Annotated in this window: 13 protein-coding genes; 10 read left to right on the forward strand and 3 right to left on the reverse strand. The window is 44.5% G+C overall.

Going from position 1 to position 16,112, the window contains the following annotated elements; translation table 11 throughout:
* Positions 1–162 precede the first annotated feature (162 nt).
* Entirely contained in the window at positions 163–1,101 is a 939-nt protein-coding gene (locus tag AAEM60_RS05165; RefSeq protein WP_299745727.1) for a ring-cleaving dioxygenase, read from the forward strand.
* A gap of 261 nt (positions 1,102–1,362) precedes the next feature.
* Here the strand turns inward: AAEM60_RS05165 and AAEM60_RS05170 are convergent, their stop codons facing one another.
* A complete protein-coding gene (locus tag AAEM60_RS05170; RefSeq protein WP_282137216.1) occupies positions 1,363–1,587 on the reverse strand; it encodes an IDEAL domain-containing protein in 225 nt (74 codons plus the stop codon).
* A 164-nt stretch (positions 1,588–1,751) separates the two neighbouring features.
* Between AAEM60_RS05170 and AAEM60_RS05175 the strand changes: the two genes are divergently transcribed.
* Positions 1,752–2,426: a RibD family protein gene (locus AAEM60_RS05175; RefSeq protein ID WP_299745734.1), complete on the forward strand. Its 675-nt coding sequence runs from the start codon at positions 1,752–1,754 to the stop codon at positions 2,424–2,426.
* 61 nt (positions 2,427–2,487) lie between these two features.
* Here AAEM60_RS05175 and AAEM60_RS05180 read toward each other — a convergent pair whose 3' ends face one another.
* Positions 2,488–3,282, reverse strand: coding sequence for a sporulation protein (locus AAEM60_RS05180; protein ID WP_299745737.1), 795 nt, complete (start codon positions 3,280–3,282; stop codon positions 2,488–2,490).
* A gap of 652 nt (positions 3,283–3,934) precedes the next feature.
* Between AAEM60_RS05180 and AAEM60_RS05185 the strand changes: the two genes are divergently transcribed.
* The gene (locus tag AAEM60_RS05185; protein WP_341357596.1) at positions 3,935–4,771 is read left to right on the forward strand and encodes a hypothetical protein; all 837 of its coding nucleotides are present in this window, start codon (positions 3,935–3,937) and stop codon (positions 4,769–4,771) included.
* Positions 4,772–4,907: 136 nt separating this feature from the next.
* Positions 4,908–5,627: a UTRA domain-containing protein gene (locus AAEM60_RS05190; RefSeq protein WP_299745743.1), complete on the forward strand. Its 720-nt coding sequence runs from the start codon at positions 4,908–4,910 to the stop codon at positions 5,625–5,627.
* 41 nt (positions 5,628–5,668) lie between these two features.
* On the opposite strand, the gene AAEM60_RS05195 is transcribed toward AAEM60_RS05190, so the two are convergent.
* The gene (locus tag AAEM60_RS05195; protein ID WP_341357597.1) at positions 5,669–7,396 is read right to left on the reverse strand and encodes a hypothetical protein; all 1,728 of its coding nucleotides are present in this window, start codon (positions 7,394–7,396) and stop codon (positions 5,669–5,671) included.
* Positions 7,397–7,520: 124 nt separating this feature from the next.
* On the opposite strand from AAEM60_RS05195, the gene AAEM60_RS05200 reads away from it, so the two are divergent.
* From AAEM60_RS05200 to AAEM60_RS05225, 6 genes are all read left to right on the forward strand, one after another.
* The gene (locus AAEM60_RS05200; RefSeq protein WP_341357598.1) at positions 7,521–9,017 is read left to right on the forward strand and encodes a PTS transporter subunit EIIC; all 1,497 of its coding nucleotides are present in this window, start codon (positions 7,521–7,523) and stop codon (positions 9,015–9,017) included.
* Positions 9,018–9,228: 211 nt separating this feature from the next.
* Complete coding sequence (locus AAEM60_RS05205) at positions 9,229–11,091, forward strand: histidine kinase (RefSeq protein WP_341357599.1); 1,863 nt, start codon at positions 9,229–9,231, stop codon at positions 11,089–11,091.
* Positions 11,066–12,670 carry a response regulator transcription factor gene (locus tag AAEM60_RS05210; RefSeq protein WP_299745755.1) on the forward strand — a complete coding sequence of 535 codons (1,605 nt, stop codon included), beginning with the start codon at positions 11,066–11,068 and terminating at the stop codon, positions 12,668–12,670. Before AAEM60_RS05205 ends, AAEM60_RS05210 begins: the two co-directional genes overlap by 26 nt.
* Positions 12,667–14,004 carry a sugar ABC transporter substrate-binding protein gene (locus AAEM60_RS05215; protein ID WP_341357600.1) on the forward strand — a complete coding sequence of 446 codons (1,338 nt, stop codon included), beginning with the start codon at positions 12,667–12,669 and terminating at the stop codon, positions 14,002–14,004. Before AAEM60_RS05210 ends, AAEM60_RS05215 begins: the two co-directional genes overlap by 4 nt.
* Before the next feature lie 303 nt (positions 14,005–14,307).
* Complete coding sequence (locus tag AAEM60_RS05220; RefSeq protein ID WP_341357975.1) at positions 14,308–15,192, forward strand: ABC transporter permease subunit; 885 nt, start codon at positions 14,308–14,310, stop codon at positions 15,190–15,192.
* Positions 15,193–15,207: 15 nt separating this feature from the next.
* On the forward strand, positions 15,208–16,086 hold the full coding sequence (locus AAEM60_RS05225; protein WP_341357601.1) for a carbohydrate ABC transporter permease: 879 nt from the start codon (positions 15,208–15,210) through the stop codon (positions 16,084–16,086).
* Positions 16,087–16,112: the final 26 nt, after the last annotated feature.

A 16,112-nucleotide genomic window follows, 5' to 3' on the forward strand; every position in this document is an offset into this window, starting at 1 on the left:
ACAAGTTGACTTCAAAATAAATACGATATATAATTATCTCATATTCAAGATATTTTAAATTGAGATTTATTTTTTAACTGTATATCTCGAATTCGAGATAATAATCAAAGAATACGAATCTACATTATCGATAACATTAACTTTAATAGGAGAGTGAATGAAATGAACAAACAAACAATGGGGATCCATCATATCACCGCCATCGTCGGACATCCGCAAGAAAACGTAGATTTTTATTCTGGCGTCCTTGGCCTGCGCCTGGTAAAGCAAACCGTCAATTTCGATGACCCGGGTACGTATCATTTGTATTTCGGGGATGAAGGCGGGAAGCCGGGTACGATCATCACATTCTTTCCATGGGCTGGTGCCTATCAAGGCAAGATCGGGGACGGGCAGGTGGGAGTGACATCGTATGTCGTTCCAAAAGGCGCAATGGGCTTCTGGGAAGAGAGACTCGAAACGTTCAGTATTCCGTTCACGAAAATGGAACGATTCGGTGAAGAGTATTTGGAGTTCGATGATCCACATGGACTTCACCTGGAAATCGTGGAACGGGAAGAAGGAGAAGCAAATACCTGGACGCATGGAGGGGTGACACCTGAAGTTGCCATCAAAGGTTTCGGCGGTGCGACTCTCTTATCGTCTCAACCGAATCAAACGGCTGATCTATTGGAAAACGTCATGGGGCTCGAACTCGTCGGGGAAGAAGGAGATTTCAAACGCTTCCGTTCACCTGCTGATATCGGTAACATCATCGACCTGAAATTAACCCCGATCGGACGCGGTCAGGCAGGCGTCGGCACCGTTCATCACATTGCCTGGCGTGCAGTCGATGACAGAGACCAACTGGAATGGCAAAAGGTCGTGGCTGACAATGGATACCGCGTCACACCGGTACAGGACCGCCAATATTTTAACGCAATATATTTCCGGGAGCACGGTGAAATCCTGTTTGAAATCGCAACGGATCCTCCCGGGTTTGCACATGATGAATCCCAGGAAACGATGGGGAATAGCTTGATGCTTCCGGAGAGATACGAGGCTCATCGGGAGCAAATTGCACGGACATTGATTCCGATTGAGGTTCGGGAACTGGATTGATTTGAATAGTGGGACGGTTCGCTTGCTGATGAGGCATGTAACCGTCCTTTTGGTTTTTTTTATAAAGAAAAAATTCGACAACCTGGCATGATTACGGTAGTGGAAAATAGATTTTTTGGGACATTACAGCATCAGCACGCCTGGGTCAGACCTCAGTTTTCGGTGCAATCAGAAAAAAACAATGCCCCTGCCATAACCAGCAAGAGCATTGTCTTCATTATCACTAGAAACCAATCGGCTTATTTATATCCTATAAATCTTTTATACCGTTACATCCTTTTCCTCGTGATCTTTACGGATCTGATTTAACTCCTCCGTCAGCCGCAGGAATTCTTCTTTGTTTCGATCACGTAAAGATTGGTCGATTTTCTGTTCGAGTTGCTCTTTCCGGAATGTTAGCAGGGCCTTGTCCAAAATCATTTCTGCAAAAAGAGAGTCTATGCCGGGTACCTCGGACTGTGGTGAATTTAGCAAATACTTCTTCATGAAAAATCAACTCCTTGACCTTTTTTCTATTATACTAACCATTGTCTCAATATTCAAACATTTTAAACAAAAAAGTTAAATTTCTTTAATAAATGAAAAAACACTGACATTCTTTTTACATTTCTTTTACCATGATAGATAGAACGTAAAAAGGGGGATTTCAAATGAAAAGACCTGAAGTCATTTTGAACGTCTTTTCTTCTATTGATGGGAAAATCACAACGGCTCCGAACCGAAATGTGATGGAATGGACAGCAGCAGGGATAGACGGGGAGGCGAATGACATCACGCATCAGCTGTATGATGAATTGGATTGCGATGGGTTGGTATCAGGTAGTGAAAGTCTGATTGTGTGGGGAAACGATTGGGTGGAACTGGAGAAACCGATTTATGAGCCCCGGAAATCAAAGGCGTATATTGTGTTTGATGGGAAGGGACGCATTGACTGGTTCCAGACTGAAGGGTTATTGGTTATCACCCGGGAGGATGTTCCGGGGGACTATATCGAACAATTAGAACGTAAGGGAATTACCTACCTGCAAGCGGGCAGAGGTGATTACATCGATTTGCCTCTCGCGCTACATAAACTCTATGAATCAGGCTTCAGGCGATTGGGGCTTAGTGGAGGCGGAGGGATCAATGGGGCGTTTTTAAGACAGGGATTGATTGATGAAGTGAGCCTCGTCATTGCCCCTTTAGCCATAGGTGGAACGGCTACACCATCCCTTTTCGAATCACCGGATTTAACCGATTTGGGAAGCGTCACCCGTTTGGAATTGAAAACGATGAAGCCTGTCGGTGAGGGTTCGGTGTGGCTTCATTACCAGGTAAAAAAGTAGCGGAAATAGTAAGAGCCTGCCCTTCTCGGTGAAACGAGGTGAGGGGCAGGCTCCATTTTATTTAAAGAACATCATCAATAATCTCCTCAAACGTATCACTCACACGGCTTCTGTTAACCAGGATCTCCTGATTGTCGAGGGTCACGCTTCCTCTGTGTTCATCCAGGTTGAACTTTTCTTTCAAGGCAGCCATCGTTCCTTTGCTGCGCTTGTCGATTTCGAAGTAGATGGTGGTTTCATGATCGCCCTGAAGGATGTAGACTTCAAGTTCATCAAGCGTTCGGCTGTATTTCCCGAAGGATGGGGTGAATTCATATTGCTGTACGAAAGGACGGTTCGTTTTCACCCATGCCGGGGTGTTCTGACTCTCCATCTGCTTGAATTTAAATCCGATGACCTTGATGGCATCAATAATATTTTCATGTACGGTTGTCGGGTCAACCGATACGTAATCCTTGTCCTTTGGGTCAACAGCATTCTTGATATCGACGCCCGTATCGATCCAGACCGGTGGCACGTTCTTCTGCGTTTCAGGATGTAACATCGTGATCGGCGTATCCAGAGGTACCTTGAATGAGAACGGAATGTGCTTCTTTTCTCCCTTTGAAATAGTAAAGGGATCATTGAGCTGATGGATTTCCACGACGGCAGGTGACAGTCGATCGCCGCCTTCATGGCCGTACAGCGTCATCAGCTTCAGGTGGATCGACTCGATTCGTTGATCCGTGCTCCCGCCTTTTACCTCAACGACTCCCGCGAGCATCTCACCCTGCTGAATATGGACATTCATCACCTTTGTATCAACCGTCGCGGAACCAATGCCGAAACTGGCAATCACTTTATTGAACATGGACATGTGGATTCATCCCCCTTCTTGTTATTCCCATAGTAGCATAGATTACCAGGGTGAGAGGTTAGGGTGATTTCTTTTTAAATGAAATAAAAAAAGTGTTCATGATTGATGAACACTTCTACCTCTATGATTGTCACGCCGCCAGAATGACGTAACGCCAATCGTATAAGGTGAATGTGATACCTCACATTCTTCTTTTAGCCTAAAGTATGAAACGGGTTTCATAGCAAGGGGGAATTTGAAATTAAAATATAATATTCCACAAATAAGCAGCGCCTGTTGAGTCCCAAATGAGCCTAAAGAAAATTCGACACGGAGGATCAATTAATTGAAAAACGGATTAATAAATCAAATTTCGGATCATTAAATCCTAAACCGGATTGATAATCCGAAATCAGGATTGAAAGTGGTTCAAACTGGATTGATTATTGTCGCGAAGGTACACTCCATCGAAGTAATCATCCCAAAATCGTCCTGCAGCCTCTCCAAAACTCCTAATCTCTTTAAAATTAGATAAAACCCGTCCCGAAAATTTCTTAATTAGGGGTTGAGAAGGAAAAATAGGTCGAGATAAAGAATGTCTAATGAGCGGAATAGATTGAAAACGTAGAGCCTAAAAGGCAAGAAAGAGAGAAACCTAAGGGAAGTGTATGACATGAATACGAAGCTGATCATTATTGAAGGTATACCTGGATCAGGAAAGACTACAACAGCTACCTATATCAAACATCATTTGGAGGAGTCAGGATCACATGTAAAGCTTTATCAGGAGGGAAATCCAGGGCATCCTGCAGATTACGAATTTACTTCCTGTTTAAATCATACTCAATTCAGGGAGCTCTTAACTAAATATCCAAAAGAGCAAGATCTAATCATGAAGTATACAAAAGAAAAAGAGGACTGGTATTTTATTCAATATCACGAATTAGGGAAAGAGGATGGCGGTAACTCTCTTATCGCGGATGATTTAGCCTCTTATGATGTGTATGAATTGAATTTGGAAACGTATGAAAAAGTGTCATACAACTATTGGGAGGAATTTATTAACGATACGAACTTTGGCAACACCGTATATATTTTTGAATGCTGTTTTCTACAAAATCCATTTACAAAATTTATTGCAAAACATAACGCCGGCGTACCCAGACTGGAACATCATTTATCCAAGATCGGCTCTTTGATTAACCCTCTGAATCCTTTGCTGGTCTATTTGTATCAAGATGACATCCGTAAATCTTTTAAACAGGTTTTTGAAGAACGTGATCCAGGCTGGAGGGACTTCTTCACCGACTATCACATGAAGAATGGCTACGGAAAAGATAAACATCTCACAGGGTTCAATGGACTGGTTGAGTACTTGGAAATGCGAAGGGATGAAGAATTAAGATTGATTGATTCCATGGATATGAGAAAACTACTCATAAAGAATGATGAGAAGGATTGGGAAGAATATAATGGATTGATTAATAGGGAGCTTTCTCATTTAGAATAGAGGGAGACATGGTACGGTCCTCTTGTTTCTTGAGGATTTTCCCCTTTAACTTATGTTACTATCTTCTATAGGAACAATAGGATATAATGGTGCCACTAAGCATCATACATACGGATAGGTAACATAGGAGGCTATTATGCCGAGAACGAAGTACGTAGAAATATATGAAGATTTAAAGCAAAAAATTGAAAAGAATGTCTATGAGTATCAGCAATTGCTTCCTTCAGAGAATACGCTGGTGAAAGAGTATGATTGCTCACGGAATACAGTGCGCAGAGCGATTGGGAATCTCGTCAATGAAGGGTATGTGCAGACGAAGCATGGCCAGGGGGCTCGTGTGATTTATCAGGATTTCAAGCAGAATGAATATATGTTTGGGGAGACGGAGACGTTCAAGGAGTTTGCCCTCCGAAATCATAAGAAGCATCAGACGAAAGTGGTTGTGTTTGAGGAATTGACCGTGGATGAATCGATTCATGAGCACACGCTGCTTCCGGTCGGTGTTGACGTGTATCATCTCAAGCGTGTCCGTTATTTAGAGGGGAATCCGGTGATCATGGACTACAATTATTTCCGGAAAGATGTCGTAAAAGGTCTCACAATCGATATCGCGGAAGATTCGATTTATGAATTTCTGGAAAGAGAGTTGAACCAGAGAGCGGTCACGGCAAAGAGGAAAATGGTTGTGGAACGAACAACGGAAGCGGATGAGGAGTACTTGAAGCTGGATGGATTTAATAGTGTCGTGGTTGTGACGAGCCACATCTTTAATGCAGATGGTGTGATGTTCGAGCATACTCAATCCAGACATACACCAGGGAATTTTGTCTTTTTTGATCAGACACAGCGGAAATAAAAAAGTGTACGAGATATTTTCATCTCGTACACTTTTTTTCTCTATTTTGCTAGTTTTGCAGCTAAGTGGATAAACACACTGGATGTCCATGTATGGGCCAGGTCTCTTAATCCTTCTCCTGTTTCTGCATGGAAGTTTTCCGCAAATCCCCCGTGCTTGCAAAGGTCCAGGAATTTCCGTGCTACTTCCGTTGCCAGTTCAAATTCTCCGCACTCTTCAAATGCTTCTACAAACAGGAGGGTGGTAGGTGCCCAAATCGGTCCCCTCCAATACGCATCCTCTTCATATAGAGGGCTGTCGATTGCTTCGGAAGCGATTCCCCATTTGGTTAAATACCGGTCACTGCTCAAGACTTCAATCATTTTTTTTCGAGGAGCCTCAGGAAGTTTGTCGGCCAGAATAATCGATACCAATGGCAGACTCCCTTGACTCTCGATCATTTTTCCGTCTCTGGTAAAACGGGCGACGGGCAGGTCATCTACCAGAAAGTACTCACAGAACTTCTTCGTATATCGTTCCGCTTCCCTTTCCCAATACCTCTTATCCTCTTCGTGCTCCAATTTACCCGAAACAACGGCCAGCATATCCATCGATTTAATCAGGAACGCCGTCAAATCAGGTGAATCGATGATATTGGCGTCTCTGAAAACGGTGCTGTTATCCTGTCCGGAGTCATTTCCGTGATGGTACTCGCAAATGCCATCCCCATTAAAATCCTTGTATTGAAGATAGAATTCTACATGTCTCTTAATTTGAGAGTAGATGGTCTCCAATTGCCCGGTGGACAGCGACATTTTCTCCATCATTTTCAACACGAATAAACCTTGTACCGGCGGTTTGGAGAAATTCCAGCGGATGGTCGAATCGCTGACGGACCCCGGGATTTGACCTTTATCGTCCTGGTGATCGAATAGCAGCTGGATCTGATCCCAAGCGAGCTCATCGTCGACACCGGCAAGAGCCAATCCGTTGAAGGCATTGTCCCAGCTCCATACACCAGGGAAGTTGGCATTCGACATATACATGGCTTTTCTTTTTAAAAGACCTTGCTCATTCACGATACATGTCCAGTTCAGATAAGCCGCTTCTCTGAGTGTCTGTTCATATCCTTCAGGGACATCCGGCTGTTTTGATAAGAAAGCAGAAAAGTGATTCGTGCTTTTTTCTAAAGCTGCTTCAAACGTGTATTCTCTTTTTTCCGGAACAGCCCCGTGGGTCGGGACGTCTTCGATGACACAAAGGAAGTCTTTGTCACCTTCATTTTGGGTAATGTGTATACTGGACAGGTTATCCGCCTTATTCGTACTGCCGGTCGTGTCCATGAATACATTTTGCTGCAGGCTGACTGAGCCGTTCGGTGCAAAGATCATGTACTTGGTCAGATTCTTGTAGCTGTTGATGAGGCAGAATTCTTCACCGGTATTCCCTAATAGATAGTTATATTCAAAGTTGAAAACAGGCTGGGTATCGAGTGTGAGCCCAACGTTCTCTCCAGTGCCTTTTGCAAAGATTCTCTCTGAATCTTCAAAGCAAAGCTGTAATTCTCCGCCGTCGAATGAAAGGGAGATTTTAAATTCATCGGCTTTATATGTGTACTCAACCGGGATCCCGTTCACTGTAGGTATGATCTTGAGTGCATTCTGGTGCTGCTTGGATTTACCTCGTACTGAATTAACATAAATACCTTTTTTCTCAGGGACTTCGCTCTCCTGGTATGTGAGTGCCATATAGGAACCAAAGTGGCTCATCGGCGTGACTTTTATATCCAACTTTCAACACTCCTTTTCACAATTTTTCTTGACAACTTTTGATAACAATTTATACTGTACTATAACGAACTTGTTTAAACAAGTTAGAAAATTTATGTAAGCGATTAAATGAGGAGGTCATGAGATGGGCTTTAAAGAGAATGTTGCTGACATTATAAAGAATATAGGGGGTTCAGAGAACGTCAGTAATGCGTCGCATTGTGTGACGAGGCTGCGTTTGGTGTTAGTAGATGAGAGTTTGGTAGATAAAGAGGCTTTAGAGGAAAATGAACTCGTGAAAGGAACGTTCTCAGCGAGTGGTCAGTTTCAGGTGATCATCGGTCCTGGGACGGTTGATAAAGTCTACAAAGAATTTGTACAACAAACCGGTGCTGATGAAGTAAGTAAGGATGAAATGAAGAAGATCACAGCAGAGAAAGGAAATGTCCTTCAAAAGGGTGTCCGGGTCTTAGCGGATATCTTTATTCCGATTCTGCCGGCCATCGTGGCTGCCGGGTTACTGTTAGGATTAAATAACCTGCTTGCAAATCCGGGAATCTTTTATGATGAAAAATCACTCCTCGATGTTCATACTGGCTGGACTGGCTTTGCAGAGTTCATTAATGTGATTGCTAATACAGCGTTTACCTTCCTGCCTGTACTCATTGCCTGGTCCGCTGCGAAGAAGTTCGGCGGGAGTCCATTATTGGGAATCGTACTGGGGCTGTTATTGGTCCATCCTTCACTGATGTCTGCTTATGCATACGCAGAAAACCCCGGGGATGTTGAATATTGGAGCGTATTCGGATGGGACATTGCAAGGATCGGTTATCAGGGACAGGTTCTACCCGTCATTTTTGCCACTTTGATCTTAACTTGGTCTGAAAAGCAGTTGAAGCGATTCATACCGGATAATTTACAAATGCTATTTGTGGCACCGCTTGCATTGGTGTTCGCGGGACTTTTAACATTTGGTGTCATCGGACCGATTACGATGACAGGTTCAAACTGGATTACGGATGGGATTCTTTATCTGTTTGAAGTATCACCTGCATTTGCCGGTGGAGTATATGGATTTATCTCAGGGCCACTGGTTATTACAGGGATGCATCATATTTTCTTAGGAGTAAACCTGCAAATGGCCGGTACGCTTGGCTATGTTACGTTATGGCCGATCGGGGAAACGGTTACACTTGCTCAAGGGGCTGCCGCATTGACGATGTTCTTTATCCTGAAGCAAAATAAGAAATTAAAAGGTGTGTCCTTAACAGCGACACTATCTGCATGGCTAGGGGTTACCGAACCAGCCATTTACGGGATCAACCTTCGATTCCGATACCCCTTCATCGCTGTAATGGTCGGAAGTGCAATCGGAAGTGCGTATCTGGCGGCACAAGGAGTGAAAGCAACATCTGTAGGAGTAGGCGGAGTCCTATCTTTCCTATCGGTTTATCCAGAACACTGGAGCTTCTACTTCATTGGGATGGCCATAACGTTTGTCATTACCGTTGGATTAACGTTCGGATTTTTTAAGAGCAACTTATTTAAAACCGGTAATACAGCTAATGGAAAGTCGGAAGGAAAAGCTGATGCTACGGTAAAAGGTGAGAAGGCGTTGAAGACGGAGAATGCTTCTGTCTAGTTCCTGGACAGCGTCTTTGTTCCACCGACCAATATAAGAACTTTGTTGAAAATGTACTATTATTGTTGAAGAACCAGTCAGTGATGGCTGGTTTTTTTATGGTGTAATTCTCTTCATACTGAAAAACTGCCACCGCCCACCAAGCATCCCCTAATTTATTTTCCATCTTTTTAGACCTCCTATACTATGGTAAATTAAGAAGAATAGTAGTTTGAGTTTTCAAAAAAATACACTGATAGAAACGGAAGCAGAATATAATCATTCTGCCTCGATTAATGGAGGCGCTATGTTTTTCTCACTTCGCAACCGATTATTTATGATCTTTACGTTGCTTCTGACGTTTCCTTTTCTGGTTCTATCCATCTTGATCCCCAACTGGTTTACGTCCATCATGGAGGACCGGACGAAGGATTCGACGATCGAGATGATGGAGCAATATTCATTATATATTGATTCGATCACCTCCCAGGCAGAAGATTTAGGGAAGCAGGTATTGGTGAACCCGACGACTCAGGAATGGATTAAGTCCGAGGAAAAGGATGGAGAGGCTACGAGTGCCGAACGGCTTTTGATGAAGAACCAGTTGAAGGCCGAGTTATCCTCGATGATGATTAATAATTCCAAGGCGATGTCCGTGTCTGTTTATCTGAACGACGGGACGGGCACTGCGGGAAATCTTCCTCCTCTTGAGAAGACGATTTGGTTCAACGATTTTTATGAAGAAGACCAGCGCTGGCTGCGTTCCCATAATGATTTGATGGCTGACCAAGTAAACAGTTATCTTCTTCCTCTATTTGATATCAACACCCTCGATTTATCCGGTGTGATTAAAGTCAACTTTCCATCCTCCCTTCTTGAGAAAGCGTTAAGTAAGATCAAGCTGGGGGAAAACGGGAAGGTTTACCTGCTGGATGGCCGCGGCAGAAATGTGCTGACGGGCAGCATCGATACACCAAAGAGCGTGGTAAAAGAAAGTTTGCAGTCCATGAAAACGGGGATCGGAAGCTCTGGCTTGATTGAAATCCCTTATGAGAAGGAAGAGTATATGATCTTCTATCAAAAGGTAAAGGTAGGGGACTGGGTGCTCGTCAGTGAAATTACCAAGTCTGAATTGTTCGCGAAGATCGATGAGCTTCAGAGGAACCTTCTTTTGACGAGTGGCTGGATTTTCTTATTGACGATTATGGCGTCTTATCTTCTTTCTTCTACGATTGTCAAGCCGTTAGGGAAATTGACGGGTGCCATGAAGCTGGTGGAAACAGGGGACTTTAAAAGAGCGAAGGATTTCATCCCTTCGATCAAGACGGCAAATGACGAGATTGGGTATGTGGTGGATGTGTTCGGACAGACAACGAACCGGTTGAACACTCTGATTGAAACTGAATATGAAGCGAACATCCGCAGGCGGGATGCGGAGTACAAGGCACTGCTCCTGCAAATCAATCCCCATTTCCTCAATAATACCCTGGAAATCATCGGAGGGCTGGCAGCGCAAGGGAAAAACAAAGAGGTGATTGACGTCACGATCCATTTAGGGAGAATCATGAGATATTCCCTCAATACGGAAACAGACATGGTGACACTTGGGGAGGAAATGACCTATATACGGAGGTTTACAGAAATTCTCAAGCTGCGTTATGAAGAGGCTCTGACGGTTTCCATCCAGGAGGATCCTGATGCTGCCTCACTACCAATCATTAAGTTTGTCATACAGCCACTCGTGGAGAATGCGGTGAAATATAGTTTCATAGAGAAGACGGCAGCCTCTATCCACATATCCACGAAGAAAGTGGATGACTGGGTGGAGATTGTGATTGAAGACAACGGAATCGGAATCCCTGAGGCAATCGTGGAAGAATTGAAGCATATTCTTGAACGCCATGAATCGAGGAATGTATTGGAGAGCAAAGGACGGAGCATCGGGCTGAGAAATGTCCTTGGCCGCTTGAAGTTGTATTACGGAGAAAATTTTACCTATCACATTGCATCTGAAGAGAAGCAAGGCACTACCATTGCCTTGTACATAAAGAGTGGAAGGGGGGATATTCATGCTGAAGGTGATCCTGGTCGATGATGAAATCCAGATTCGGAAAGGACTCAAGTGGAAGGTCAATTGGGAAGAGGAAGGATACGATATTGTCGGTGAGGCTTCGAATGGAAAGGAAGCGCTGCAGGTCGTAGAAGAAGAAAAGCCAGATCTCGTCCTGACCGATGTCAGAATGCCCGTCATGGATGGGATTCAACTGGTGAAGACGTTATCGGCCGAGTATCCGGATATCAAGGTCATTGTGTTGTCTGGCTATGCTGATTTCGAGTATGTCCGATCGTCGTTGGTCGAAGGCGTTAAAGATTATCTCCTAAAGCCTGTCGATCCAGAGGAATTATCCACTGCCCTCAGAAAGAGCAAGCATGAAATCGAAGCCGAGAAGAAAAGAAGGATCGAAACGGACAGAATGACCCAATTGATTCACCATCATGCAGAGGAAATGAGGGAGCAGTACCTGCTTCATCTGGTGAAGGATGAATGGGCGGAATTGAACATCACCGGGGAAAGACTGCGGCAGTTGAAGCTGGATGAACTCGCAGGAGAGGATGCGGTCGTGCAGTTTATCACCGTCGAAATTCGAAGCTTAGAAGGTGAGCAGGTAAGGGAGCTGTTTCTCCCTTTCAGAATGCTGTGCAGGGAATTATCCTATGAGCATGAGGGGGTTTTGTCCTTTTATGATACGAGCTATCCGAATATGATCCATTTCCTCTGTCATCATCATTCAGGTGAGAATCAAGCTCGGCTTTTTGTTAGTGAGCTTCAACGCAGTGTCAGCACGTATCTGAAACTTGAAACGGTCATCGGGTTAGGCAAAGAGGTGAGAGGCTTATCTCAGTTGAAGAACGGGTATATTTCATCGCTTCTTTCCTGGAGTCAAAGTTCAGCAGGCGCCAAGTCTCAGCTCATCGATGGGACAACGAATAAGCAGACCATCGAGTTTACGGAGGAAGCGGAATGGAAGCTTTCAAACAGTATGGAGCAGGGTGATTTCGGCACTTTCAAGAAACTCCTCCTCGCGAGTCTTGCAGAATGTGACCAGCAATCGATGATGTCGTATTCCTTTGTTGCGAACCGGGTGCTGTTCATGCTTGGATCCATGGCAAGGAAATACGATCTGTATTCCGATGACATGAAGAAAATGATATGGAACTGTCAATTGAGTATATGGGAACTGACCTCCAGGGACCGGGTGAAAGAAAATCTACTGGAGGCAGCAAGGTCGATTACGGAAAAAGTGAGTGAAACCCGCCGTTCCTCAAATGGCACCGCCATCGTGGAGAATGTGAGACAGTATATGGATCGGCACTACGCCAATGAAATTTCCTTAACCTCCCTTGCGGATCAATTCCATATCAATTCAGCCTATTTATCGGAGATGTTTAAAGAACAGGTGGGACAGAATTTCAGTGATTATCTCGTAAATCTTCGAATGGACAAAGCCCGGTCCCTATTAATGGATGAACAGTTAAAGATCATTGAGATTGCTCATCTTGTGGGTTACTCCAATTCAGGCTATTTCAGCACCGTTTTCAAGAAGAGATTCGGGCAGAAGCCCTTGGACTATCGAAAATCCATGATAGCGGATAGGGCGGGGGAGGCGCGATGAAATACAAATTAACTGCCATCTATCTTACAGCTTCGATTCTCATTGGTACGGCCGGGGTATACATCGTCTTCTATTTCACCTCCTTCCAAGATGGTGGAGGAGAACAAGTAGGAGAAAAAGTGGATGACGAGTCTAAGATCCACCTGACATTCTGGAGAAACAGGGGGACGGACCTCGAAAATCAGGCATATGACGAGCTGGTGAATGAGTTCAATAAGGAGCATCCGGAAATTGAAGTAGAGATGGTCCCCATAGCATATGGTGATTATGAGTTGAAGCTTAGAACCGAAATCGCAGCGGGTGACCCTCCTGATATCATGACGATCGATACGCCGACCCTCGCCCTTTATGCCAGTGCAGGTTCTCTTCTATCTTTGGACAGCTATATGAGAAATGGTGGACACATAGAGGATCTGGCCTCTCCGACTTTAAAGGGAATCACGTATGAGGATGAAATCTACTTATCACCGATTGTAGAATCAAGTGTGGCACTTTTTTATAATATTCATTTATTCGAAAAAGCCGGGGTGCCGCTCCCATCCAAAAACCCGAATGATCCGATGACGTGGGAAGAGGTACTTGAAGCAGCAAAGAAAATATCTGCGTTATCCCCGGATGTCACGGGAATCGATCCGGCCCAGGGATTTCCTGATGGAGAGTCCCCGTCCTACTTCAAGATGCCGCTCCTCTGGCAATTCGGTGGTGACGTACTGGGTCCGGATAATCAGACGGCGAGGGGGTATTTGAACTCTCCGGAATCACTTGAAGCACTTCAGTTTTATCAGGATCTGTATCAAGTCCATAAAGTCGCCAAAGTGGAGATGCCTCCTGAGGCACTGGAAACCGAAAAGCTTGGGATGACGGTGCTCGGTTCATGGATGGTGGAGAGCCTCTCGATGATGAATCCTGACTTCCGATTGGGGGAGGACTTCGGCATTACAGCCCTTCCTAAGGGAACGTATCAGGCAGTTCCGAATGGAGGTTGGTCCCTCGGCATATCGTCTGAAACCGACTATCCTGATGAAGCGTGGGAGTTTATCCGTTACGTCACCAGCTTTGAAGGAGCAAAGAAGTATGTGGAAATCACCGGGGATGTTCCGGCCCGTTATTCTGTTGCAGAAGCCTTTCCCGAGTTCAATGAATATCCTAAGAATATTTTCGTACAGCAAGCACAGAAGTATTCAAAGAACAGACCGGTTACCCCCGCCTATCCTGTCGTCAGCGATGCAGTCAAAACCTTATTCGAAGACGTGGGGATCGGAGGGAAGGATGTAAGAACGTCTGCAGAAGAAGCCGTTCGAAAGATTAATGAAGAATTGAATGATATGGAATAGAAACCTCTGGCAGATGCCAGGGGTTTTTTATATGAAAAACTTCCAAAAAAATTAAACCTTTTTACCCGAAAATAGTAAACGTTTTCATTCTGGGATTCTAGTAAAGTGAAAGCAACAGACAGATTGGTAGTAACAAAAAATGCAGGAGGTGACATCATTCAATGCTTTTAATGAAACCGCTGTCAGACGTTTGATTGATTTTTTTCAAAGGAGGTCAAAGGATTGCAACCACTTGCCAAGGCTGAAGCCCAGCCTATTTCAAAACCAAGGACCAATAGCAAATTGAAAACCAAGCTTCATTATATGAAGAAAAACTATATTCTTTACTTATTTCTTGCACCCGCTATCATTCTTACGATCATTTTCAAGTACGTTCCCATGTACGGGGCGTCGATTGCCTTTAAGGATTTCAGTCCGATCAGGGGTATAGCGGGCAGTGAATGGGTGGGATGGAAGCATTTTTCGACCTTTTTATCATCTCCTAATTTCATGGATATCCTGGTCAATACGCTGAAACTAAGCTCGTTTGAACTTCTGATCGGGTTCCCGATTCCTGTGATTCTGGCGCTCATGCTGAATCAACTCAGAAATGCAGGTGTGAAGAAGAACATCCAGTTGATCCTGTACGCCCCTCACTTTATTTCCGTCGTGGTCATCTCGGGGATGATCTTTCTCTTCCTATCGCCAACGGGACCGATTAATGCCATGCTGTCCGTCTTTACGGATAAACCGATTTCGTTTATGTCGGACCCTGATGCATTCAGGAGCATCTATATCTGGTCGGGTGTATGGCAGGGTGCAGGGTGGGCATCCATCATCTATGTGGCGGCACTCGCCAATGTGGATCCGCAGCTTCATGATGCAGCCACTGTAGACGGGGCTTCCCTGCTGCAACGCATTTGGCATATTGATTTACCGACGCTGAAGCCTGTCATGGCTGTCCTGTTCATCCTGGCTGCAGGTGGGATCATGGCAATTGGATTTGAGAAAGCTTACCTTTTACAGACGTCTATGAATCTGCCAACCTCGGAAATCATTTCGACCTATGTATACAAGCGGGGGCTGCAGGCGGGAGACTATTCATTTGCTACCGCAGTAGGATTATTCAATGCCGTCATCAATGTCATCTTACTAGTGTTTGTTAATCGGGTTGTAAAGAAATTAAACGAAGGCGAAGGTCTCTTATAGAAAGGGGGAAACGAGATGAACCAATACACCAGGTCCGATAAATTCATTCTTTTCATTAATAATATCCTGCTTGGGGGAATCGTGATCGTCGTTCTGTTTCCTTTAATGTACGTGTTACTGGCGTCGGTCCTTGAACCGAACGTGCTTGTGAAAAAAGGATTGTTCATCAGCGGTTCGGATTGGACATTTGAAGGATATAAACGGATTTTCGAAGACGGGACCATCGTCAAAGGATTCATCAATTCCATTCTGTATTCCTTTGGGTTCACCCTCATCACCGTGAGCGTCTGTATCTTTGCAGGCTATTCCCTCTCGGCTGATGGGCTCGTCGGCCGCAAGTTCATCATGGTGTTCTTTCTCATCACGATGTTCTTCAACGGAGGGCTGATCCCGACTTATATGGTGGTGAAGGACTTAGGGATGCTGAACACGATCTGGGCCATCATTGTCCCGAATGCCATCAACGTCTGGTTCATCATCCTGGCAAGAACGTATTTTAAATCAATTCCGAATGAACTGAAGGAAGCGGCAAGGATCGACGGGGCATCGGAGTTCAGAATCTTCCTGAACATCGTATTTCCATTGTCTAAACCGATCATCTTTGTCATCGCCCTCTATGCTTTCATTGGACAATGGAATTCCTATTTCGATGCGATGATCTACCTTGAAGACAGGGATCTGTACCCGCTTCAGCTCGTCCTGCGTTCCATCCTTATTCAGAATGAAGTACAGCCGGGAATGATCGCTGACCAGCAGGCGGCAGCGGAACTCCAAAGGATTTCTGAGATGATCAAGTATTCATCCATCGTATTGGCCAGTTTGCCGCTGATCATTATGTATCCATTCTTCCAGAAATACTTTGAAAAAGGTGTTATGGTGGGATCTTTAAAATAATCTATATTTTATCAATGGGGGTTTAA

The sequence above is a fragment of the Rossellomorea sp. y25 genome (assembly GCF_038049935.1).
Taxonomy (GTDB): Bacteria; Bacillota; Bacilli; order Bacillales; family Bacillaceae_B; genus Rossellomorea.